Source organism: Legionella sp. PATHC032, from assembly GCF_026191185.1.
GTDB lineage: Bacteria > Pseudomonadota > Gammaproteobacteria > Legionellales > Legionellaceae > Legionella.
This window is the reverse complement of sequence record NZ_JAPHOV010000001.1, coordinates 3,149,433-3,173,907: the sequence shown is the minus strand read 5'-3', so window position 1 is coordinate 3,173,907 and position 24,475 is coordinate 3,149,433. Positions and strand designations below refer to the sequence as shown.

Genomic DNA, 24,475 nt, shown 5'->3' with positions numbered 1-24,475 from the left:
ATGGTTAATGGCTGCCAAATGTAGCTGAAAGACCAACATTTTCTTTTTCTTGCAAGGATGGGGATGGATCAGTATGCTTTATCCTTCCTTCTGCCATGCTTTTTCTATACTCTACGGTAGGATTGATATCCTTTTCATTAGAGACAGTTTCCTGATTTTCAGTGGTAGACGCCTTAACCGGTTCAGGCTGGACCTCAACTTTAAAGTCTTGGGCAGGGCCTTTGAACAGGGAAATAACCCATTCAATTGGTGCCCAAAGAAGATTCAATATCTTTGTGGCCCAGCTAGGCTCCGCAGCGGCTTTAGCTTCTGCCTCGACTTTATTCAAGTAATTCTCCAGTTTTCCTTCACTTAAAAAATTAACTTGTTTAATACATAGGGCAAAGGCTTTCTCTGCCTGGATATCATCCATTTTGGCATCGACTGTGATAATGCCTTCAATTTGATCTAAATAATTTTTCACGCTACTGTAATCGCCATCATTCATTTCTTTGACGATTTGTTCCTGAAGATGCAGAATAGCTTGCGCATGTGCTGAGGCCTCAAAAATCTCCTCCTCTGATTTTTCATCAATCAAAGCGTCTTTTAATTTGTCATGCCCGATATAAAGTATTGCCATTAATGGATGGTTAAATGTTTGCTTGTGGGAATCCAGTAATTGCATTGTGTGATCGTAGCCATTTTTTACTGCGCGCGCTTTTTGTTCTGAGGTTGGAGAAGTGTTTGTGGTTGTGACTTCACCTGTATTAATGTAAATCATATTGTCAATGTTATAATAGACTTTTTCGCGATTTAACACGGACGAACTGGCATGAAGCCATTTTCCACCTATTGTAGCCTCAACCAAAGAATCCATGCGTGCCTTAAACCAGCTAATCGCTTCCATAGCACTTTGTTTGGCTTTATTAACACGGGCTTCAAATGCGGTGCCTGCTTCTGCTTTGACACAAAGTACCTCTTCTCTGTCAAGCCCTTCAATTTCCGGCATATTGTCCAGAATACCTCCATCAGCGATGTATTCTCCTTTGGCATTTCTGCCAGGTACGAAAAGTACTGGATGGGCCCCAGACCACTGGACAACTTGTGCTATAGATTGTTGAGGGGTTGTGTCTTCACTGTAGCGTTCCAACTCATGTTTTGTTTGATTAGTTACTACTACAGACAAATTTTTAATAAGGTGTTTATTTTCCTCAGGCAACAATTCTCTTAAACGGCCCAAGTCGCCAAGAGTTATGCGAGGATTTTCAAGCTGCTCTCCTTTGGCACCTTTCAACTCAGTAGGAATACTATTAAGTGCTTTATCAAATTTTTCCAGATCTTTTACTGATTTTGTCAAGTTGATAATGTCGTCTACATTATTTATCACAATTCCTGCTCTTGATAACTTGTCTTCATATAGAGCTATTTTTTGTTTAAGCAGGCCATAATTCATTTGTTGTTCTGTAGGAATGGGTTGCTGTACGCTTTCTAAATGCTCTTTCATCTGCATCATGTAAATAACATCCAGAACGTTACGAAAGCGATCCCCTCGCGCTCGAAAACCAACACCACTATTATCTAATAGCTTGGTGATATCTAATCCTTCAATCAGTTTTTTGATGTCTTTAATATCCATGCCAATGGCTAATATACTTGCAGTCATTGCTCCAGCAGATGCCCCGCTGACATGGGTCAGATTTTTTATTTTTCCTCGCTCTTGTAACGCTTGTATCATGCCCAAATAGGATATGCCTTTCGCTCCGCCACCACTGAGCACCAAACCTTTATGCTCAGGCGCACTAACAGAATATTGTCCTGTGTCAGTCTTTGATATTTCCAGTAAATTCCTTTTTAATTTGCGGTTTTTTGTCATAATTACAGCAAGTCTCAAACAGAATTTAATTTCTTATAGTTTTATTATAGTAGTTAATTTTTACTTTATGCTTGTCGAGCGATCAATTATGTGATCACTTGATTGAAAACGTACGAACCAATATAAGCATGTAGTTTTTTACGGGCAGATTGAGATAGGGTTATCTCTATCAGTGAAAGTACAAATAATGAAGGAGTTGCTCGCCTAAAAACAAATCAATTGAATAAAAATAAATCTAATGGTAAAATATTGACTCATTTAGTTGAGGTGCAGAAATGGCGACACGAAATCCTTTCGATATTGATCATAAAAGTAAATACTTAAGAGAAGCGGCATTAGAAGCCAATTCATCTCATCCAGAAACAACGCCAACAATGCTGACTTGTCCTATTGACAGTGGATTTCTGAAAGATCCTGTGATCACACCAGAAGGTTTTGTTTATAATAAATCCTCTATTTTAAAATGGTTAGAAACGAAAAAAGAAGATCCACAGAGCCGTAAACCCTTAACGGCTAAAGATTTGCAATCATTCCCTGAGTTATTGAACATCGTCAATAGATTTATTGAAACACAAACGAACTATGAAAAATTAAAAAACAGATTAGTGCAAAATGCTCGGGTTGCCGCACGCCAAAAAGAATACACTGAAATCCCAGACATATTTCTTTGCCTAATAAGTAAAACGCTTATCAAAACACCTGTCATTACTGCACAAGGAAAAGTATATGATCAAGAAGCATTGAGTAAATTTCTTATCGCAACAGGGAATAAAGATGAAACAGGCAAACGATTGTCCATTGATGATGTAGTGGTGTTTGATGAGCTCTATCAACAGATAAAAGTTTATAATTTTTACCGTAAACGCGAAATGCAAAAAAATCAAATGCAACCTACTGTAAGCAGTGGTTTTGGCTTTTTTAGCTTAAATTTTCTCACCTCATGGTTATGGGGAACTGAGGAGAAAAAAGAAACGATATCATCTGGTATGACGTACTAAAGTCTCGTTTTTGCGCAATATTAACGCAAGTTGAAGTAAATTTTGAGAGAAAAAGCCACTATACGGGAGTGAATCAACTATATTAATAATATAAATTGATCATTTTCTGGTTGATGTGGCATGAAAAGAACCATTGAAACCTATATCATCTATTTAAAAGAAGATTTAAAAATAGCTGATACTTGTAAAACAATAAAAAATGGTTTGTTAAAGTCGATTACCGATAAAACCCATTTTTCTGAGGAGTTGGCGGCTTATTTTGAACGAGATAACCCCAATGTTCCTTTCAAAGTTAATACAACCGATCCTACCCAGGTCGCTGTTCTGAAAAAATTGCTTAATGCTCTGGAAAATGCTGAAAAGTCCTTTCGAGCCATTGAAAATATTGATATTAGCCGCGATAGGTACACTCCCATGATCGTTAAAGATGCGGTCATGGTCAGCTATAAAGCAGTGCATGAAATTTACGCGGCTCTTCAACTAATTAATCACAGCAATTCAGACATACAGGATATCGTAGGCCCACACATCCAAAAATTATTACCACAAATGGCTTTAGCCAGTAAGGCATTAGGGAAATTTGCTCCGGAGCATCCAGAGGAGAGTGCAGGGGCGGTACTTGCTGGTGTAGTCAATATGCTTCCCACTGAAAAGCCAACCGAGTCCGAAAGTCTGGGAAAACTCAGTAAACTCATTTTTGAATTGCCTCATTACTTCGAGGAGTTACAAAAATTAATCGCTACTGGGGCATCGGGGATTGCTACCAAATCAATTACCAGTGCTGAAGACTATCAAGCCGCAATGATAAAAAAAGCAAATGAAACAAAATATTATTTTGAACAACTCAATTCCAAGAGTGGGCTATCAGCAATCCCAAGCTATCTTTCAATAGTGAAAAGATTAATTGCCCATAGTACTGATTTGGTTAATGCCGGAGCTCCTCTGACAAAACAAGCTTATTTGGATGCTGTTGCAAAACTTGAAGACATTAAACACAACATTTTACCACAATTGATTTCAGAGCTGGAAATGGTTGAAGAGAGTATGGGGTTAAAACCAGGTTTGCTGACCGATCCCGCTCTTGAACAAATGAATAAATACTATACGCAGCTGGCAGAACAAGTTGATACTATTGCCAAGGCAGCGGGAGTGCTTGATACTGTTTCGGATTATTCTGATTCAATAGGGGGGAAAATCGTTCGCTTTCTCGCCGGAGACAGCAAAAAACTGGATGTAGGACCAAAGTTAACGCCTGCACCTGATTTAGGTGTTTTGATGGACGATGTATTTATTCAGAAAAGAAGATCTAATCAGGAAAGTCGACTTAATGAAGCCAGACTTGGTTCTGAAGACAAAAGTGTACTTGCGGCGGCTAATCGTTTCTTTGATAAAATCGGCTCGTACAATAGCATTCACAAAGCATGGTCCAAGTGGAGTTTGGCCAACATCAGCCAGAGTGAAAAGGACGCTTTAATCAAAGAATACAAACAGATTCAGCCACATTTTGCGGCATTATATCCAGATATTGACAAACTGGTTGTAGATGCGCTCACCCAACCTACCGGCAGCAATATCGTTTCCAGATTATACAGTTCCGATTATAAGCAATTATGGAGTTCCGATCATTTTAAGCAGGTATTATCCTGTAAGGAATCAGTGCTATCCAGTATTCAGCAAAGCCTTGCTCAATCTGAGTTTAAAGCAAAGCTCATTGAAAAAACAATGAGTCACTCAGAAGAGACAGCTTATTCAATGAATAATAAAAAAACTAATCTGACTACTCGGGTTCAACCGTTTGAACCATTAAAATTTACTTTGGAGGACGATAAACCGGTTGAGTATTACCATAAGAAAGTTATTGCAGTATCTAACCAAATTTTAGAACTTGAAAGAGCACAGAAGGGAGTGGCGGAGTTTTTTAACTATATCCAGGAAAAGTATCCCCATGAGAATCCATCGTTTGATTCTCTGGCTGAATCTGATAAAGAATTTCTCCGTAAGGCTTATAAAACATTTCAACCACAATTATTGGCGTTGAAGCACGATGACATTAATACTCGCCTTGTAAGCAGCCTAACCAGTTCAAAACCAACGGATCCTCCCCTTCGTCTTACCGATCTGGTATCTCTTAAATCAGGTATTAATGACTATTTAAATGAGAAAATTAGTGATTTAAATCAGGATAAAACGACTTTGCTGGATAAGGAGGAAGAAGCCCGAGAAGAACAATATGCAAAAACTCCCTTGGTAGCGAAGGGGGCAGAACTTGAGAAACAAACGCTCTTTGGGCAGATGAGCAAATTGAAGTTATCCAAGTCTGTTGATGATTTTTTCAATAAAAAATTTCAGACTTATCTTAAGGACAATCTTTCTCCTGAGGTATGGAAACAGCTCTCATCAAATGGAGAAACGCTTGATTTTGATAAAATACCTTATCTCGAGTTTCATAAAGACAGCCCTGAAGTCGCCATGTACAAGCAATTAATAAATTCCATGCATTATATGAAGAATGGCTTGGAAAAGCTGGAGTCGTTAAATGACTATGGTGACCCCAATAACATTTATCACCGTACGCGATTTGTCATGACCACGTTTAATGCTCTGGTTATGAATATCTGTTTCAGTAAGTACTATGTTATGGAGGCAGGAAATAATCCAGGATTAAAGGCAATTATCCAGGAAGGTTTGGATTTACTAAAACCATTAGAGGGTATGCCACTCATAGGTGATTATTTAAAAACCACAGAAAAACAAGAGCCTCCCAAGCAAAATATTATTACTGCATGGAAGAAACAACAAGCGGTTGTAGAATCCGGTTTGTCAAAGGGCGTTAAGCCTAAAACAGACCAGCAATTAATTAGTGAGCAATTGGTCAAAATTCAGGAAGCCATCGATAATTTTGGTGGTGACCTGGAAATTTCAGATTCAGCCAGGGAAAAAATAAAAAATCAAATTGGTGAATTCGCCAAGGGGATCAGTGGTTTGTCCTTTGGCCCTGGTTCTGCGAAAAAAATACTGGATGCCTTGACCAAACTTGAAACCCAGCTTTCCAATCTGGATAAGGAAAGTCCTGACGTAACACTAGGTAAACTTAAGGATATTCATTCCGAATTGAGTGCGCAATTCAGGGCGGCCGCAGAATATACTGAGTATCATTCAGGTCAAAAGTTTGGCTCATACTCCAATAACATAAGCACTATTGTCAATAATTTTTGTAATGATCTTGTTAGTAACCTGCCATTAAAGCAAGAACCGGCACCTAAGGTTAAGAAGCCAGAAAGTCCTGTAACTCCTGTTATTACTGGTGCAACTAACCCTCATGAGGCAGTTTTTGGCACAAAACATGAAGAATTTAATAGTGTTTATCAACCCTATCTTTTGTTAAAGCGTATTAGTGATGAATTTCGAGATCAAAATAATCCATATAAACCCTCTTTTGACGAACTCAAAGAGGAAGCGGTTAGTTATTATGACAAAATACAACCTATTCTCAAGTCCATTGATCCAAAATTTGATAAAAATTTTATAGCAAAACATAAAGAATCATCGACGCTACTGAATGCTATTGATGAAGTGATGTCCATGCGCCAACGCATTAATAATCCTGAAAGCAGTTTTGCTAAACTTAAGGATTTGCATTTAGAAGGGGATTTTGAAAAAGAGGAAAACAAGGAAAAATTTCGACAGCTATACAAAGAAATTCAGCCGTATCTCCATAAAGTCGATAGTACTTATGATCAAACTCAATTTCTAGACGGTTTAAAAACAGCAAAAGATTTCGGTGGTGCTTTGCAAAGAATTATGAATGAGGAACATGCCCTTCAACAAAGTACATCACTTAAAGATACTTCTTATTTACAATTAATTGCAGAAAGCCTGTATCAAATTCCAGTCAAGCTCAATAAATTAAAAGCGGAACCTGACACTCCAGAACCTTCCAAAGAGGAAATAGATGCGAATGTTAAAGCATTTGTTGAAGGATTAAATGGATTATCCTTTGGTCCCGGTTCAGTTAAAAAGATTTTGAGTACTGCCGCTAAACTGCAGATGCAACTTTCTGATATTGGCAAAGAGGGGCGAGAATTGACAATGGGACATTTAAAAGAAATTCAAGCAGAGTTTGGCACCATTTTAATGGCGGCTGCCGATAATGCGGAGTTTCATTTAGGGTTAAAGCCCGGAACGTATTCTCGTACTGTTAGTGAGCGATTTGAAAAGTTCTATAGTTCTCTTATTGTCAATTTATCTTTAGAAAAAGATCAAACCGGTTTGGAGTTATTAATTGATACAACAAGCACACAAAAACGTTTGGCAAGAGAAATGGATCGCCTTGAAAGTGTCAAGGAAGATACCAGTGCAATTGATAGGAAAAAAAGTATATTTGGTACAGAGCATGAGCAATTCAGTACTTTATATCAACCGTATGCCAGCTTAAAGCATATTGCGAAGGATATAGAAGATGGAGTGCACATGAATCTGTACGAGCGCACATTGGAGGAGTTAAAAGAAGAGGCTTCGAGTGAATATAAAAAAATTCAACCTTATCTCGCTAAAATTAATCCTGAATTTACTGAGGATTACATTTCCAAAACAGATGGTGAATACTCATTACTCCAGGCCATTGACAGAGTCTTCGAGGAACGTCATAAAATTAATAACCCATCCAGCCCCTTTGATAAGTTAAGGGATTTGTATCTGGATGGCGATTTCGAAAAAGAAGAGAATAAAGAACAATTTTTGCAGCTTTATGCAGAACTACAACCTCATCTTATCAAAATAAATTACCAATATGATCTCGCTTATTTTCTTAGAGAGTTGCAAACACCGGAGGATTTTAAAGCGGCGGCAGAAAGAATTATCAATGATGAAAGTAAACTTCAAGAATTGATTACCGGTTTGGATGATACGAAACGATTAAAGGTAAAACTATGTGAAGAGCGTATAGTTTACTTTATCGATCTGCTGAGGAAACAGGAGCTGGAAATCGGGCCAGAAAAAATACAAGCCTTTAAAGAAAAAATATTTTTTAATTACATCCATGCTAATGTCAATAGTGCCCTTGAAGCTAAAATTGGTTCTCATGCCGAACAGTTTCTACAATTCATTGAAAAGGATTTTCTCGACAAAAAAAATGAGATTTTGGGCAAAATTACTATTGATCAGGATATGGAAGAGGAAATTGCAAAAGCAATAGACAGGATAGCCCCTGACATTATCAACAACAAAAAAGAGGCTTTTAAAGAATTCTTATTTGACAATTATATTCAGAGTGATATTAAAAACTCACTTCGTGGTGAATTGGGAGTTTATACGAGTTTATTTATCGATAAAATAAGTCCCGAAATTCATTTGCATCAATCTGCAATACTGGGAAATGTTGTGTTTGACAGCAAAATGGGTGCTGAAATTAGCTCAAAAATCAATGCCATTACTCCCGGAATTTTGCTTAATAATAATTCATTAAAAGAAGCGTACGTTGATTTAAATAATACGTTGAAGGAAATTAATAGATTACTTGATGAGGAGAATAGAAAGACTGGGGATAACCCTTGTCGAAATGAAAAAATAGTCAAGTTGACTTTTTTAAAGGATCGTTTGAGTGATTTGGATGGTATTCCTAAAGAAAATACAGTGGAATTCCTTAAGAAAATGCACGAAGAAACTCAGGCCTCCCTGAAATCTCTGGAAAGCGATGACGCATTAATCAGCATTTATGATGTACTCAATTCTTTAAAAGAAACAATAGAGAATGGGAGTGACTTACCCCAAGCCAAAAAAGACAAATTACAAATGATTTCTGATGTCCAGGATATCCTTTCAAATTCTCATAAAGAAGCGGCCGAGCGTTTAAATTTGGCAGTACAGATATTAAATGATTCTAACTCCGAAGTTTTGTCAAAAACTAAAGGCAATTTTCTTATTGGCGAAGCATTTAAAGGACAAGTGTTTACTAATTATATTAATACTAAAATCAGCGAGCAATTGAACAACGAACTCGGTCCTTATGGGAAGGTATTCTTGAAGCAAATCATGCCTGATTTTATCGCCAAAAAGTCTGAAATAATCAAAGAAATAGCGATTGATGACATAGAAACAGGGATTGATGCCCAGTTTAAAATCCATGCTCCGGCTGTCTTTGAAAAGAATAAAGAGTTAAAAGCAGCTTACGAACAATTAAATGCCCATCTAAAAGAAGTACAGAGCCTGCTTGAGGTAGAAGAAAAGAAACCGAAAGGTAATCCCTGCCGTGAAGAAAAAATGGCTGCATTAAGATCCCATCAAGTTCAGTTAATGAATACACAACGAATACCAGAGCACGAGACACTCAGGTTTTTGCAGGAGCAGAATAAAAACGCGAAAGGTTTTATGAGTAAATTGGAAAAATATGACACGATGATCAGTGTATATGATTCACTGACTGAAATAAGGGAACATGTCACTAGTCATAAGAATTTTTCAAAAGAAATCAAAGATGAAAAAATTCAAGAAATATCAAAGATGGAAAACATGCTAAAAACAACCAGTAAAGACCCTTCTATTCGTTTGGCAGAAGTGAAAGCTCACGGCCTAAGTGAACAATGTAAAGATGTGCTACTTAAAAATTCGGACAATTTCCTGGTGAGTTTCTTTAAAACCCTAATATCCAAATTATTTAATATTAAAAGCGAAAATGAAACCTTAGTTTCTTCATTTAAACAAAGGCTGCAAAACATCAAGGGTCCAGAGCCTGTCGCGACACCTATGGAGTCTCCAGAAAATGAAACGCCTTTGGTGAATGTCAATAGTACCAGGTTCTAATTCAAATTAGCTTTCGTTTAATCAGACATAATCTTTCATTCCAATCAAAACAACAAAATTAATTTCTTAGTAAAGTACAGGGTGGCATTTCAAAAGTCTTGGTGAGCGTTTTTAGTCTTCCTTCATTCAAAGCCAGGTTTTCAAAAAATCCAAATTTCACTGGTTTTCCCTGTATCTCCTGCTGTTTTTTTTCAGCCGCCCGGCATTTTGTTTCTCCCGAAAGTGAAAATGGAGTGCACCTTAGACGTGGGTCTTCTTTACGATGTTTTATGTATTTATCCAGGCAAAAGACATAGAGCGCAGAATGCACTATTTTCATTTCTCTTTGGGTTAAAATGTTCGCTTGCTTTTTGACGGTATGAGCAAATTCCAAAGCAGCCTGATAGGATTTAACTTTTTCGGTTGTAAAATCAGTGTCTAGCCAATTGACCGTATCATTCAATAAATCATACTCTGAACTTGGCGTATTTGTTCTGCTTTGAATAAAAGCGTATATCCAGTGTTCTTTATTAGTTAATTTAATAAAATCACCACGAGCAGCTGGGATGAAAGGACGTAATGGCTCTAATTCATTAATTTGTCTCAATGATCGTGTATCAATATAATCTTCATTGGTTTTAAAGAACTCAAGACAATCAGCTGGTTTTTGGGTTAACCAGTTAAAAATGGCCAATTCAGATCGTCTTTCTTCATCGGTAGTGGGATTGCGGAAATAAACAAGGTAAGGGATTAAAGCCAATTGCTCGAGGGTGCAATAATGATAAATAAGATAGAAACTGGATCTTAAAAGGCAGAGGATATCTTTTAACTTAGCCAGTTCCTGAGGCCTTTTTGCTTCGATTTGTTTATTTAATTGTGAATGAGGATAAGTATCAAGAGATTGTGGGTCTTTATTGGCATAACCGGTCATGCGACTGCAGCGGATAAGTAAGGGCAAGAGTTGGTCAATTCCTAATGGACTGTGGCCCAAACTTTCATAGTGATCCTTTAAGTGCTGGTACAAAATGGGATGGTGAAAATCCGTAGGCAGTAAGCCGGCTTTAGATAATGATTGTTGTAATGTAAGCCAGGGTGCGACTTGAATACTGTTTTGCCATTCTTCATAAGGTAATGTATTACTAACTATCTTCCAGAATTCATAAATAACCGGTTCTATTTTGTATATAAGCTCTGGGCTAACATGTTCGTCCTGCTCAAAATACTCAATGATTTCTGATAAATTGCCAGCTAGGTTAATTATGTTTGCGCAAGAAGCCTTCCCTGAAACCTCTTTATTTAATTCCGTAACCATTTTTTTTAATTCACTAATTTTCATGATGATTCCCTGCCTGAATGATTAGTTTTCTACAGGACTTATGTAAACACCCTATCTCTTTGTTAAAAAAGTTTTTAATTCGATTATTTAGTTTATCTAAACTCTCTCCTTATAAACTTTTTTGCCTTGACCTTGGGGCTTTCCGTAAGTCCAGTTCTAGAGAATATCTGAAAGGAAATTAAACTGGTAGCAAAATTTTTTGAACTTTTAATAAAAAATTTCAGCCATCATGCATCGTGCGCTTCCACCTCCGATGGCCTCTATTGTAGGGATATCCGTTGATATTAATCTGGAGTATTGTTGGATGATTCTTAGCTGCTCATGAGTAAAGTGTCGTTTAGCTTGCTCGGACAAAATTAAAAGACTCTCACCTTTCTTGTTATAAAGTTCCAAAACATTACCACACATATGCTGTACTTGATTCCAACTAATATCAATCATTGTTTTGCCTGTTTTTTTGAAACTTTCTGAGAGTATTGCTTTTTGTCGCACATCATTAATAGAGTCTAAGCAAATAATCGCGTAGCATTTGCCTAGACTCATTATGACATTGGTATGATAGATGGGTTTGTTCTGCCTATCGACACTATTAAATACAATAGGAGTGTATCCCAGGATATCCGCGACTTTGTTTACCAGATTCAGAGAAGTTCTCGGGGATAAAGACGCATAAAGACGGTGGTTTTCTCTATCTAAAACCAGGCTGCCAGTTCCTTCAAGGATTTCATTCTTATCATTTCTTAAGTCAATTATTTCATTAACTTCAAATTGAGCTTGGTTCAGTACTGCAATTAATCCTTTGATATTGACTTCTGCTTGCCTGTTTTTAGCTAATAATGGATAAATAATCAGGATATTATTCCCTCTTGTATCGATATGTGTTGAAAACCAGTTATTGGGAAAGACGGCATCCGGTAAATCCTGTCTTTGCGAGAGGGTTAATACGTTTATCTCTTCTTTTTCCAGTTGTAACACCATAGCAGTAAATTCTGCTAGCGCCTTAGTGCTTATGTCTTTGATAGACATGAATGATTGGAAAGAGTTGCTGGTTGATGTTTCATAATTAAAGCAAAATCCTTCCGGTGGAACCATTAATACCGTAGATCCTTTACAAGTCATAAATAAGCCAGCAGGAAATCATGTTGCCTAGAATACTGAGAGTGTTTGCAAAAATCCATATCCAATTATTGCATTTTAAATAAAACCTTATTCTTTGCCACCTGACTTGCTATCAGTCCAAGTTTTGCCAGTTGGTTATAATCAAGGTCTATATTGTATCTCATGGTATCAATACGAAGATCATCACTTACTGCTGGAAATAATTTGCTCTTGTCCAGTACACGTTTTAATTTTTCAATTTCATCAAATAATTGCCTGATATTGCCTGGTTTAGAAATAGCCAGAGTCAATTCAGGGTTACTACCCGCACCATCAACTCCCTGGTAAGCCTGTATCCCAACTCCAGACATAAGGGTCCATAGAAGGGAAATGGTTAAAAGAAGGTCTTAATTTATCAACAATCTGATTAGCAGTTCGATGCATTGAGAATAATTCTATTAATTTATCCAATCCAGCCGCTTGACTCTTATTTCTGTTATTCGAAAAAACAAATAAGATCACAAATGGTCTAGTCTTTCTATAGGTTAACCCCTTTAAGTTCGTTTTTTAGACGGTTATATCGAATTCACGTTATTCTAATAAACCTCCTAAATACAATTAGCAATCCCCGTTCACTGATCTCAAAAAACTATTAAATAAACAGGGCAATCCAATAAATTAGAATGTTTAAATTGCTCAAAACCTAGCCAACAAATAAGGATCCCTTAATAATGATCATTTATAATATCATCTGCTCATTCAAATATGCTTATGATCATGGCAAGAGTAATTGTTACCTATAGTCCTGAAGTTGGTGGAAGCAGTGTTCTTTCGTTGAAAGAATCATTTAGACATGTCGGTTCCGAAGTTATTGACGGCGACTACAGAAAAATGATGGAAGACATACCTAAAGAAGCATTTGATAAGTTGTATTCCACTAAAGAAGGCCGACAAAGATTATTTGCACACGCCAAAGCAAAAGCAATGGAATTACTTAAAAATGTTGATGTGTTAGCATTATCTGGTAATAATTCAATGATTGATCCTGAGCTTTTTAATCAAGCAAGAGATCCCGATCAAAATTATGATTTTTCCAGAACAATTGCTGAATTGGCATTAGTGCATGTAGCGACAGAAAAAGGTATACCTATTCTAGGTGTTTGTGGTGGACATCAAGTCATTGCAGTATATGGCGGTGGAGAAATATGCGATTTAAATTCTGACAAATTAAATATACAAAAAGTCATGAATTATGATGCAATCAAACTGCATAAGAGTTCATTAATAGCTCAAATTATTGGTGGAAAACAAGTCCAGAAAGAAATGGATACAGCCAGAAAAGCATTTAATGAAAGAATGAACCAATATAATAGATTATCAGAAAAAATACGTGCATTGGAAAAATTAAACCTAGTACAGGAAGCAGGTAAATTAGATGCATTAGGAAAATTAGAAGAATTAGATAAATCTGAAGTGCAGCTTTTATTAAAGTTGACTGGATTAAATATAGAAGAAGAGTTATTTGATTTAAGAGAATTAGTAGAAGAAATAGGCGAGTATCATCAATTAAAAACAGAACTACAAAATATAAAAACGAGTTTAAATGGATTAGAAGATTCTCATTCTCTTACTTCCCCTCATTATGAAACGGAGTTTTTTGGCGCGCATGAGCAAATTGTTTCCAAATTAGCAGCGGGCTTTCAACATACAGGTACTGCAAGTGATAATGAATCCATTGAAGCAGCAGAATCAGAGTTTGGTGTTCCGATTATAACCACACAATTCCATCCCGAAGTTGGTGCTAAAGGATTGCCCGAGGCTCATTTCTTTTATCTAAGAACAGAAGCTGAACAAGAGATGAATCTTAATATATTTAGATACCTTGACAAAGCAGGCGATGCTTACAATAAAAAGAAAAACCTAATAATTGAGCTAAAACAAATCAATCCGAAAAATCAAGACGCATTGCTTCAACCCTCTCAAATTAAAAAAACAAGAAAAGAACGTCAGCAAGAGAAGGAAAAACAAGAGAACAAGTCTTCAACAACAAGACAAACAGAATCTTACTTTTTTGAGAGTATACTCTCAAAAATTGGTTCATATTTAAGTGTCTTAGGAGAATTCATAAAAGAAGGAATTGGTAAATTTTTAAGGGATATCCTATCAAGTATGTTTACATATGACTCCGTTTCAAGACTGAAAAAAAAGGAACAAAAACAATCAAAATCTGAGGATTTGAAAATAGATCTGATTGATAGCAAAAATAACTCATATTCTACTGTGTTTCATGATATGAAAGTTAAGTCACCTTCTGAAATATTACGAGAAAATCCAGCAAAGTTGTGGGCAAAAAAAGATGATAATCATGAGAAAACCATCACCAATCAAACTGACATGGATAACTCTAATAAGGTAAGAATAACAACAGAATTGGTTCAAGAAGAAGTTGGACAAGAGTTTGATGAGAACCATACCAGTTTTTACAGAAACAATTTATGATAGACAAAATATGACCAAGCGTCTTTATGCAGTCTACCAGAAACGATGGGGGATTGATACTTATCTACTATGCTGCCTCTATTGAAAAACAGAATGCTGGTAACAGCTATTATCGGCACAGGTATTTGCCAATAATAATTTGAGCGCTATTGAATTGAATGATGGCACAAACTTTATCATATAATTGGGCTGACTTTAACCAATATTTGACAAAGCAATTGCTTGAGCAGAGTTTTTTTAAGTGCAGCACAGAAATTTTAAGAATGTTTTAGATAAAAAAAGCCCTGCTTTTCTAAGGATTAAATTATACTTAAAAAAACAGGGCTAATATAAAAAAATTAGACTACTTCAACTTCCTCAGCTTGAGGTCCTTTTTGACCATTGCAAGCTTTAAACATTACAGTAGCGCCTTCAGCCAGGGTTTTAAAACCACTGCCTTGGATCGCACTAAAATGCACAAAATAATCTTTGCCGCCACTTTCTAAAAAACCGAAACCTTTGGACTCATTAAACCACTTGACTGTACCACGAATTTTTTCTGACATGTTAATTTCCTAAATTGTTACGCATCCATTGTAGCATTATTTTATTAATTGTGCTGTTTTTTTATTAATTTTTTTTTAATTTTTTGAATTAATTTAGATTTTGTATAAAAAATAGGAAATTAAATCAATAGATTGGTAAAATTTCACCCGAAAATGATCGACGTGTTCACTCATTGCTCAGCGATATCAGCTCTTTCGCATGAGAAAGTGTTTGTTCTGTTATAGTGAGCCCACCCATCATGCGAGCGATCTCGGCAATTTTATCGGATGCTTTAAGCAATGAAATATGAGTAAAAGTTTGATTGTTATTACTATGTTTGGTGACTAAAAAGTGATGGTGTGCCGAGGCAGCAACTTGCGGCTGGTGGGTAACACAAAAAACCTGCAATTTTTCTCCGAGTTTTCGCAACATTTTTCCAACTAGCGCAGCAGTGGAACCGCCAATGCCCACATCGACCTCATCAAATAATAAGGTAGGTGTTGAGCCTTGTTGAGCTGTGATCATCTGTATTGCAAGACTGATTCGAGATAGTTCCCCCCCTGAGGCAATTTTGTTCAATGAATCAGGTTGCATCCCCGGATTGGTACATACCTTGTATTCCACCTTATCCAATCCATGAGCTTGCATTTTTTCTAAAGGTGTGATTTCAATTTCAATCCAGCCTCTAGGCATCCCTAACTGCTGAATGCTGCTTGTTATTTCTTGAGCCAGTTTTTGAGCGTGAATTTTGCGAGATTCTCTTAATTTTAATGCAGCACTTTCATAAGCCTTATCGATTTGAGCCAATTGCAAATGGAGATGAGCCAATTTGCTTTCTACATTTTGCAAACTCTCCAATTCATTTTGTAACGTTTTTTCATGCTCCTGAAGCGATTTGCTATCAAGATGGTATTTCCGTGCCAATTGATGAATAGAACTTATTCGGGTTTCCACCTCTTGTAATCTTTCCGGATCCAGCTGAATTTTATCTGCGAATTGTTGCATTTCAGTGATGGCTTCTTCACATTGAATCAAGGCTGAATTAATTAACTCGGCGGCATTTTTTATTTGCGGCTGTTCTTGAGGAAGTTGTTGAATCAGTTGAAAAATATGATTTAAACCAGAGCAAATATTCGGTTGTTCATCACTATTCAATAGCTCATTGATCTGTTGACTTAACTGTAGATACTCTTTGGCATGATGCAATATTTGATGCTCTTGATGTAAGGCTTCAACTTCACCTTCCCGGATGCCCAGCGTTTGTAATTCATCAATTTGAAATTGCAATAATTTAATTCGGTCAGCTTGTTGCTCCTGACTTTGTAATACCTTGATTTCTTGTACTAGTTGTTGATGTTGTTTATAGAGTGTATTGACTTCATTTAACAAGAGGTGGTTATTGGCATAGCGATCAAGTTGTTGTCTATGTGTCGCATGTTGCATGAGTGTTTGATGCTGGTGTTGCCCATGGATATGCACCAGTTTTTCACTTAACTCCTTTATTTTTTGTAAAGGGAAAGGTTGGCCATTAATATAAGATTTGGAGCGGCCTTCTGCATAAATAATACGCCTTAGATAGATTTCACCATCATGGCAAGCAATATCATGCTCGGCTAACCATTGAGCGGGTTCTGATGATTCATCGAAACAAAATCCAGCGGTGATATCACATTTTTCTTCGCCGGGGCGAACTACGGAAGTATCTGCTTTTTCACCCAGGGCCAGCAGTAATGCGTCAATCATGATTGACTTGCCAGCGCCTGTTTCCCCTGTAAAGGTAGTCATGCCTTGTGCAAAATCCAGTTCCAGTTGTTTAACAATAGCAAAATGTTCAATGCGCAATGTTGTGAGCATGTTTTATCCCTGATGCTTTGATTCCCAACCAAGCTTGCTTCGTAATGTATCATAATAATGATAATCAAGAGGGTGTAACAAACGCAATCGGTTACCATTTTTTTTGACTGCTACTTTTTGTCCCGGCTTCACTATACGGGATTCGTGTCCATCACAACTGATACGTAAATCGGTTTCATTTGATTTGCTGATATACAATTCAATTTCTGCTTCCCCATCGATGACGAGGGGGCGAGAACTTAGGCTGTGTGAAAACATAGGCACCAAGACGATAGCATTGAGTTGAGGATGCATTATCGGTCCTCCTGCAGACAAGGCGTAGGCAGTTGAGCCAGTTGGAGTGGATAAAATCATTCCATCCGAACGGTAGTGGCTAACCAGCTGTTGATTGATGTAAACATCAAATTCTATCAAATGCGTTTCACTTCCTCTGCCTAATACGACATCATTGAGTGCATCACCTTCAAAATAACTGTTTTCCTTGTCATAGATTTTAGTATGCAATAAAAAACGTTCTTCTTCATTATATTGTCCATTAAGCACAGGACCTAAATGGGATTCGATGTCCTGGGGTAAAATATCCGTTAAAAAACCTAACCTCCCCCTGTTAATCCCGATGACCGGTGCATTAACTTTTATCGCCATGCGTGAGGCAGAAAGTAAACTGCCATCACCACCCACGACAATGATCAAGTCGTGTTTTGCCCCCATCTTTTCTCTAGGCAAAACAGGAACCTCTAATTCAAAACTGGCCGCAGTATCTGTGTCCTGAAAGATTTCTATGTCTTGCGTGCCTAAAAAGTCAACCAGTCGATGCAAACTTTCATTCACTTCCTGATTGGCTCTGTGTTGGCGGGCATACAAGATGGCTCGTTTAAATTTTTGTTTCATAATATTTATTATTCTTCATTGGTGGCAGTACGAGAAGCTTTTTTTCTATCGTGTTCCTTGAGAAATTTTTTACGTAAACGGATAGATAACGGGGTAACCTCAACTAACTCATCATCATCTATAAATTCAAGCGCTTGCTCAAGAGATAATTTGACTGGAGGGGTCAGGATAATATTTTCATCCGAACCTGAAGCCCTGATGTTGGTTAATTGCTTTTCTTTGGTGACATTAACAACCAGGTCGTTATCTCTGGCATGAATACCTACAATCATTCCTTCATAGCAGACCGATTGAGGCTCTAAAAATAGTCTTCCACGTTCTTGCAAGTTGAACAAGGCAAAAGCCCGGGCAGTTCCAGGGCAATTAGCTATCATGACGCCATTGATACGCTTTCCGATGCGCCCTTTAATCAACGGGCCATAGTGATCAAAGACATGATACATTAATCCAGTACCTGAAGTGCAGGATAAAAATTCATTATGAAAACCGATTAATCCCCGGGTAGGTATGATGTAATCCAGGCGTACTCGGCCTTTGCCATCAGGAACCATATTTTGCATTTCCCCTCGGCGTTCGCCTAATTTTTCCATAATGGTCCCTTGATGGTTTTCCTCAACATCAACGGTTAGGTGCTCATAAGGTTCCTGTTGTTCGCCATTGACTTCGCGAATAATCACTTCCGGTTTGCTTATTGCCAATTCATAGCCTTCACGTCGCATCGTTTCAATGAGAATCGACAAGTGTAATTCCCCACGACCAGAAACTCTGAATTTATCGGGGTCATCGCTGTCTTCTACGCGAAGCGCCACATTATGCAGTAATTCTGTATTTAAGCGTTCACGGATTTTTCTTGATGTGACGTATTTACCTTCTTGACCGGCCAGTGGCGAGTCATTAACCTGAAAAGTCATACTGATTGTAGGTTCATCTACTAAAAGCGCTGGTAATGCCTCTACCTGATTGGGATCACAAATCGTGTCGGATATATTCAGGTTCTCAATTCCGGTTATCGCAATAATATCACCGGCGCTGGCCTCCTCTACTTCAACCCGTTCCAGTCCTTTGAATCCTAGTAGCTGGAGGAGTCGCCCGCTGCGCATATTACCGTCTTTATCAATAATTTTTACCGAAGATTTTGCCTTAATTTGCCCTCGAGTAATACGTCCAATGCCTATGGTGCCAACGTAAGAAGAATAATCGAGAGAACTGATTTGCATTTGAAACGGACCATTCGCATCGACACAAGGTGGTGTGACTTTGTCTATGATCGTTTGCAGTAAGGCAGTCATGTCCGTAGTATTGTCTTCCAAATTAAGTTTGGCATAGCCATTTAAAGCGGAGGTATAAACTACAGGAAAGTCCAGTTGGGTATCATTGGCGCCTAAGTTATCAAACAAGTCAAACACTTGATCCATCACCCAATCAGGTCTTGCTCCTGGACGGTCAATTTTATTAATAACGACAATGGGGTTTAAGCCACGGGCAAATGCTTTCTGGGTGACGAAGCGGGTTTGTGGCATGGGACCGTCAACTGCATCGACCAGTAACAAAACGCTGTCGACCATAGAAAGAATACGCTCTACTTCACCGCCAAAATCCGCATGTCCTGGGGTATCTACAATATTAATTTGATAACCTTTCCAGTACACACAAGTGTTTTTGGCTAAGATCGTAATGCCGCGCTCTTTTTCAAGCGCATTGGAGTCCATCACGCGTTCAACTTTTGGAGCTCTCTCATTTAGCGTTCCAGTTTGTTGCAAGAGCTTGTCAACAAGAGTAGTTTTGCCATGGTCAACGTGAGCAATAATGGCAATATTGCGAATTTTTTCAATCATAAAAAACCTTTAGTTGGGGAATAGCGAGATTTAATAATTTAAGGTAATAACTGGCAATTGTTCATAGATTTAACATTATACACGAATCGCTCATTAAAGAATATCTACTCGTTAGTCGATGCTGAACTGCCAGACTTTTTGAGTTTTATTACGGCACCAAATTTTTTTGGGGAAGCCAGTAGAATTATCAAGCAAGTCGGGCTCTTCTATACCTTTGACCTGTTGATAAATTGTTTCAGGTGCCAGTAAATCATCGAATGCCACTTCTCCACTATAAATTTTACCATCATTTATTAATAGCCCTAATTTCATACACAAGAAAGTAATAGTTGCTGTCGCAGCCAAGGCATTGCCCGCTATTTCACCTGTGCTGGCATTGATTCCTGTCGGTACTTCGATGGCCAGGATGGGTACAGTGAATTGTTGGAGGCGTTGAAGAAGAGAGGCTATTTCCGGGCGAACATGGCCACATAACCCTACGCCAAAAAGGGCGTCGACAATTAATTCAGGATTGCCTAAATCAATTTCAGGCGAATAAGGGTGTAGAACAATTCCTTGATGATGGCATGAACTCATTTCGTGCCATACCTCTTTATGCATTTGAGGTGGCTTTGACTTACTCAGCTGGTGTCCTACTTGCCATACGGTTGGGTTCATTCCCATTTTTTTTGCTTGCTGAGCCAAAACATAGCCTTGTCCACCATTATCGCCACGGCCACAAAAAATACTGATCTTTTTAACTTTTGGCCACCGATACATCAAAAAGTCACAGGCTGCTTTACCTGAGCGCTGCATCAGTTCAAGACAAGACACTTGATATTGGTTTTGCATTAAATCCATCAGTTGTTGAAATTGTGTTACAAGATAAATGGGCGTTTTCATGTTAACCAGATGTTATTCTCCCTTATTAGAATAATAGTCTATGTAAAGAAGTCTTTTCTAAATGTTGTAAGTCCTGTTTTAGAGTATTGGAGAACCTATGATTTGTAGTGAGGATAATAGCATTCTCTTATTTACACAGAGATTATTCTCTTAAATGAAAGGCTGCCATCAGTTCCTTGGATAATCGTTTCCCAGCAACAGGATTATTTTTGTAGGCATTTTCCAAATCCTCCATTTGCTCAGAGGTTAGAAGGATATCAATCGCTTGCATGTTTTCTGCTAAATGCTGTGGATTGGAGGTTCCTGGAATAGGAATAATGTCTTCTCCTTGTGCTAATAGCCAGGCTAATGATAATTGTGCTGGTGTGTAACCTATTCTTTTTCCAATGACCTCAAGATCATTGACTAAACCGAGATTTTGATCAAAATTTTCGGCTTGGAATTGTGGAACATTAACTCTGAAATCAAAGCCATCCTTCCCTAAAAGATGGGGATTAATCTGACCACTGAGGAAACCACGTGCTATGGGGCAATAGGCAACAAAACAAATGCCTAACTCACGGCAGGTTCCCAAAACGGCTGTCGCCGGCTCCCGAATTCGAAGGGAATATTCAGTTTGAACAGCAACCAGTTTGTCCTTGACTACCGCATGAGCTGTCTGAATGGTATCAGCATCAGTTTCAGATAATCCGATGTAACCAATTTTTCCCTGGTCAATCAGATCATGCATTACCCTCATTACTTCTTCAATTGGTGTTTGATAGTCATAACGATGTAAATAATAGAGATCAATGTAGTCAGTATTTAAGCGCTTTAGGCTTTTCTCACAGGCTGTTCTGATATAGGCAGATGAATTATTGACACTCATTTCATCATCAGAATCTGTTCTTACTACTCCACATTTCGTTGCAAGTATAACCTGGTTACGAAAGGGTTTTATGGCCTTGCCGACTAATTCTTCATTGTTACCTTTTCCATAAATATCGGCCGTATCAAAGAAATTAACCTGGTATTGGTCATGAGCATTGCGAATAATTTTAACCGCATCATCAAAGTGGGCGGGTTTGCCATAAAACTCTGATAAACCCATGCACCCAAAACCCAATGCTGAAACATTAGGACCAACCTTTCCCAATTTGCGATATTTCATGGTTTATCCCCAACGGACATGGTTTATTTGAGCAGCTCAATAAAGTATAGAATGATTTGGCAGTAAAGTATTAAGGGTTATGATTTTATTTCTGAAATGTAACGCGTCTTGAATAATAAAAGTCTTTTACATAGAATGCAGCGGTTCATCTTTAGGGATTTAAAAAGGATTTATTATGAGCTTTAAAGGATTTAAAGTGGTAATGCTGATATTATTATCAACCCAGAGTTATGCCTCTCAGTTAGCTTCCTCGAGTGTTTGCGATTCAACTATTGAAAATCCATGTATTGTCCAGGACAGTAAAACCCAATTTTCACCTGTCATTAGATATAGAGAGGTTGCAACGATTGCGGATGTTTACGGTGGTAATATCTCTGGGATTAATAAATTTCATTTGTCAGGAAGCGAGCAACCAAGCGAAAAGGGTTGGGAGGCGATTGCCGAGTCGATTTCCAGAAAAATGGGGGCTGATGCAAAAAAAGTCATAGTGCTTGATCTTCGCCAGGAGAGTCATGGTTATCTCAATGGCAGAGCAATTACTTTAGTTAGTGCCTACAACTGGATAAATTTAGGCAAGTCCAATAGCCAGAGTACTTTCGACCAGGAAAACTGGTTAGCTGGCTTAAGATCAAGGAAAATTGTTAACGGTGTTTTAACTGTCCCCCAATATGTAGCCAAACAATATTCTCAAGGTAAATCGATGGTAGTGAGCACTGTAAAAAATGAAGAATATTATGTATATAAAAAAGGATTTGATTATTATCGCATATTCATATCCGATCACCGGGCTCCTTTAGACTCTGAAGTGGATGCGCTTGTCGCACTGATTAAAAATAATCCGGAAGACACCTGGTATCATGTTCATTGCCGGGGCGGAAAAGGCCGTACGACAACTGTTTTTGCCATGTTTGATATGTTGAAGAACGCAGACAAGGTTAGCTTTGATGAAATCATCGCACGACAAGCCTCCATTCCGCCTTTTTATAATTTGACGGTGACGAATCGTGAAATCCCTGAGTTAACTCCTTATTATGAGCAAAGGCTGCAATTTTTGATTCATTTTTATGAATTTGCTCGCCAATCCCTCATGGGATATTCAGGTACCTGGTCGGACTGGAAGAAGCTTAATATCTAGCGCCATCTGCAAAGAGCAGATGCTAAAGGCCTTCATTTGAAATGAAACGAGTTCATGAAGGCTTGGTACTTAATTGCTTTCGATAAGAATAACATATCCGTCTTAAATTGATGTTGGTTTTCCTATGATTTATCTGTCTTCAAGATAAGAAAACCTTGATTTAATCATAAAAATGCATTAGGAATTATTATATTAGTCATAGAAAACAATTGGTATTTGTTTGCTAGACTAATAGTAAGAGGTAAATATGGGGGGTATTTATGAAACAACTAATATTACATCCCACTGATATTAGCCAATGGCATGCCCTGGTTAATGAAGCGCAAGCAGCTACCAGGCTGATATTGAATGAAAACACCGAAAGTTATCTGGTTTTTTTGCTCATGCGCTTTTCTCAAGGCACAAAACTTATCGAATCTGTTGTTGCACTTGACTTTCTTGAATCCATGCGAAAACCTCGCCAGCTACAAGTCGAATTATTAAGGGATGTGGGGGATAAAAGCTTATTGTTTTGTGGCTTATTTCCAGGCATCGCTAAAAAACGCCATGTGAGTTTGAGTTATTTTTCTGACATGGGGCAAGCGGCTTATTTGACTGTTGGAGAGCTTGAGGAGAATCAGACGGCCAATTTGTATTTGCAATTAAGTGAGCAATTTATTACTTTGCAGCAAGTACTACAAGCCATGAGAGGGGAGTATATGCAGTTTAGTCAGTCAACATGCGGAGTTCTGGCAGATCCAGATTTGACTATGCAGTAAACAGTGGCCCGTTTTATTTGCGAAATAGCAAAGTAACGTCGATTGAATCAAAAGTGTATTTTTGATTGCAAAAATCGCAAGTGATCTCTATTTTTCCTTTTTCTTTAATTAATTCATTCGCTTCTTCTTCTCCCAGGATGGCAATGACCTGTTTCATTTTCTCCTGATTGCAGCGGCATTGGAAACGAGTAGCACGACTCTCGAATATTCTTAATTCCGTTTCATTATAAAGACGATAGAGTAGTGTTTGATTGTCTATAGTCAACAATTCATCTTCAGTTACTGTTTGTCCCAGCTGAACGGCATATTCCCAAAATTGCTCTCTTTGAATGGTATCTTGACCTGGCATAAGTTGTAATAGCATACCTGCAGCCATCTCTTCATTGACAGCTAACCAGACGCGAGTAGCAATTTGTTCTGATTGGGCAAAATAAGTCATCAGATTTTCGCTCATGGAAGTGGATTGAATAGGTATCAGGCTTTGATAGGCTTGAGTTTGGCTGTCCTGACTTATAGTAATGACCATTCGACCTTGAAGAAAAGCAGTCGCGTAATCAGCGATTTCAAGACCCTCTGCACATTTTGCAAAGCCTCTTATATTTAAATTATGATCGCATTGAACGAGTAATAGGGATAATCTTTCGTCACCTTGAAATTGCAGGCTTAAATTTCCTTCAAATTTAATACTGCTTGTCAGGAGCAAACAAGAAACTAAGGCTTCACCTAAAAGATTTTTTACCATAGGTGAGTAATCGCGTTGGTTCATAATATTTTGAAATGTTTTTTCAATATGAACGATTTCGCCACGGATATTTGCATGTTCAAAAATAAAACGCTGTAAGGTGTCTGCTTCTTTCATTTCAAACCTATAACACAAATTTGCCT

Annotated in this window: 15 protein-coding genes and 1 pseudogene; 5 read left to right on the top strand and 11 right to left on the bottom strand. The window is 37.8% G+C overall.

Annotated features, from left to right (window positions below; translation table 11 throughout):
• Positions 1-4: 4 nt before the first annotated feature.
• Entirely contained in the window at positions 5-1,870 is a 1,866-nt protein-coding gene (gene vipD, locus OQJ02_RS14130; protein ID WP_265719614.1) for a Dot/Icm type IV secretion system effector VipD, read from the bottom strand.
• A gap of 257 nt (positions 1,871-2,127) precedes the next feature.
• Here vipD and lubX point away from each other — a divergent pair, with 257 nt between their 5' ends.
• Positions 2,128-2,850: a Dot/Icm T4SS effector E3 ubiquitin ligase LubX/LegU2 gene (gene lubX / locus OQJ02_RS14125; RefSeq protein ID WP_265719613.1), complete on the top strand. Its 723-nt coding sequence runs from the start codon at positions 2,128-2,130 to the stop codon at positions 2,848-2,850.
• Positions 2,851-2,970: 120 nt separating this feature from the next.
• The gene (gene sidH / locus OQJ02_RS14120; protein WP_265719612.1) at positions 2,971-9,648 is read left to right on the top strand and encodes a Dot/Icm T4SS effector SidH; all 6,678 of its coding nucleotides are present in this window, start codon (positions 2,971-2,973) and stop codon (positions 9,646-9,648) included.
• A gap of 58 nt (positions 9,649-9,706) precedes the next feature.
• Here the strand turns inward: sidH and OQJ02_RS14115 are convergent, their stop codons facing one another.
• The 3 genes and pseudogenes from OQJ02_RS14115 to OQJ02_RS14105 form a co-directional block, all read right to left on the bottom strand.
• The gene (locus OQJ02_RS14115; protein ID WP_265719611.1) at positions 9,707-10,963 is read right to left on the bottom strand and encodes a hypothetical protein; all 1,257 of its coding nucleotides are present in this window, start codon (positions 10,961-10,963) and stop codon (positions 9,707-9,709) included.
• A gap of 207 nt (positions 10,964-11,170) precedes the next feature.
• Positions 11,171-12,082 (bottom strand): arginine deiminase-related protein, encoded by a 912-nt coding sequence (locus tag OQJ02_RS14110; protein WP_265719610.1) that lies wholly within the window; start codon positions 12,080-12,082, stop codon positions 11,171-11,173.
• Between the two features lie 77 nt (positions 12,083-12,159).
• Positions 12,160-12,502: pseudogene (locus OQJ02_RS14105) on the bottom strand (AcrB/AcrD/AcrF family protein); the annotation flags it as partial.
• Positions 12,503-12,826: 324 nt separating this feature from the next.
• On the opposite strand from OQJ02_RS14105, the gene ceg34 reads away from it, so the two are divergent.
• Positions 12,827-14,560, top strand: a complete 1,734-nt coding sequence (ceg34, locus tag OQJ02_RS14100) for a Dot/Icm T4SS effector Ceg34 (RefSeq protein ID WP_265719609.1) — start codon at positions 12,827-12,829, stop codon at positions 14,558-14,560.
• Positions 14,561-14,898: 338 nt separating this feature from the next.
• Here ceg34 and OQJ02_RS14095 read toward each other — a convergent pair whose 3' ends face one another.
• The 6 genes from OQJ02_RS14095 to OQJ02_RS14070 form a co-directional block, all read right to left on the bottom strand.
• The gene (locus OQJ02_RS14095; protein ID WP_010948512.1) at positions 14,899-15,105 is read right to left on the bottom strand and encodes a cold-shock protein; all 207 of its coding nucleotides are present in this window, start codon (positions 15,103-15,105) and stop codon (positions 14,899-14,901) included.
• A 166-nt stretch (positions 15,106-15,271) separates the two neighbouring features.
• Entirely contained in the window at positions 15,272-16,939 is a 1,668-nt protein-coding gene (gene recN / locus OQJ02_RS14090) for a DNA repair protein RecN (RefSeq protein WP_265719608.1), read from the bottom strand.
• Between the two features lie 3 nt (positions 16,940-16,942).
• Positions 16,943-17,830: an NAD(+) kinase gene (locus OQJ02_RS14085; RefSeq protein WP_265719607.1), complete on the bottom strand. Its 888-nt coding sequence runs from the start codon at positions 17,828-17,830 to the stop codon at positions 16,943-16,945.
• Between the two features lie 8 nt (positions 17,831-17,838).
• Entirely contained in the window at positions 17,839-19,665 is a 1,827-nt protein-coding gene (gene typA / locus OQJ02_RS14080; RefSeq protein WP_265719606.1) for a translational GTPase TypA, read from the bottom strand.
• 111 nt (positions 19,666-19,776) lie between these two features.
• On the bottom strand, positions 19,777-20,547 hold the full coding sequence (locus tag OQJ02_RS14075; protein ID WP_265719605.1) for an NAD(P)H-hydrate epimerase: 771 nt from the start codon (positions 20,545-20,547) through the stop codon (positions 19,777-19,779).
• A gap of 142 nt (positions 20,548-20,689) precedes the next feature.
• Positions 20,690-21,697: an aldo/keto reductase gene (locus tag OQJ02_RS14070; protein WP_265719604.1), complete on the bottom strand. Its 1,008-nt coding sequence runs from the start codon at positions 21,695-21,697 to the stop codon at positions 20,690-20,692.
• A 175-nt stretch (positions 21,698-21,872) separates the two neighbouring features.
• Between OQJ02_RS14070 and OQJ02_RS14065 the strand changes: the two genes are divergently transcribed.
• Both OQJ02_RS14065 and OQJ02_RS14060 read left to right on the top strand, forming a co-directional pair.
• Complete coding sequence (locus tag OQJ02_RS14065; RefSeq protein WP_265719603.1) at positions 21,873-22,832, top strand: tyrosine protein phosphatase; 960 nt, start codon at positions 21,873-21,875, stop codon at positions 22,830-22,832.
• A gap of 260 nt (positions 22,833-23,092) precedes the next feature.
• Positions 23,093-23,590 carry a hypothetical protein gene (locus tag OQJ02_RS14060; RefSeq protein WP_265719602.1) on the top strand — a complete coding sequence of 166 codons (498 nt, stop codon included), beginning with the start codon at positions 23,093-23,095 and terminating at the stop codon, positions 23,588-23,590.
• Between the two features lie 13 nt (positions 23,591-23,603).
• Here the strand turns inward: OQJ02_RS14060 and hslO are convergent, their stop codons facing one another.
• On the bottom strand, positions 23,604-24,449 hold the full coding sequence (hslO, locus tag OQJ02_RS14055) for an Hsp33 family molecular chaperone HslO (protein ID WP_265719601.1): 846 nt from the start codon (positions 24,447-24,449) through the stop codon (positions 23,604-23,606).
• Positions 24,450-24,475 lie beyond the last annotated feature (26 nt).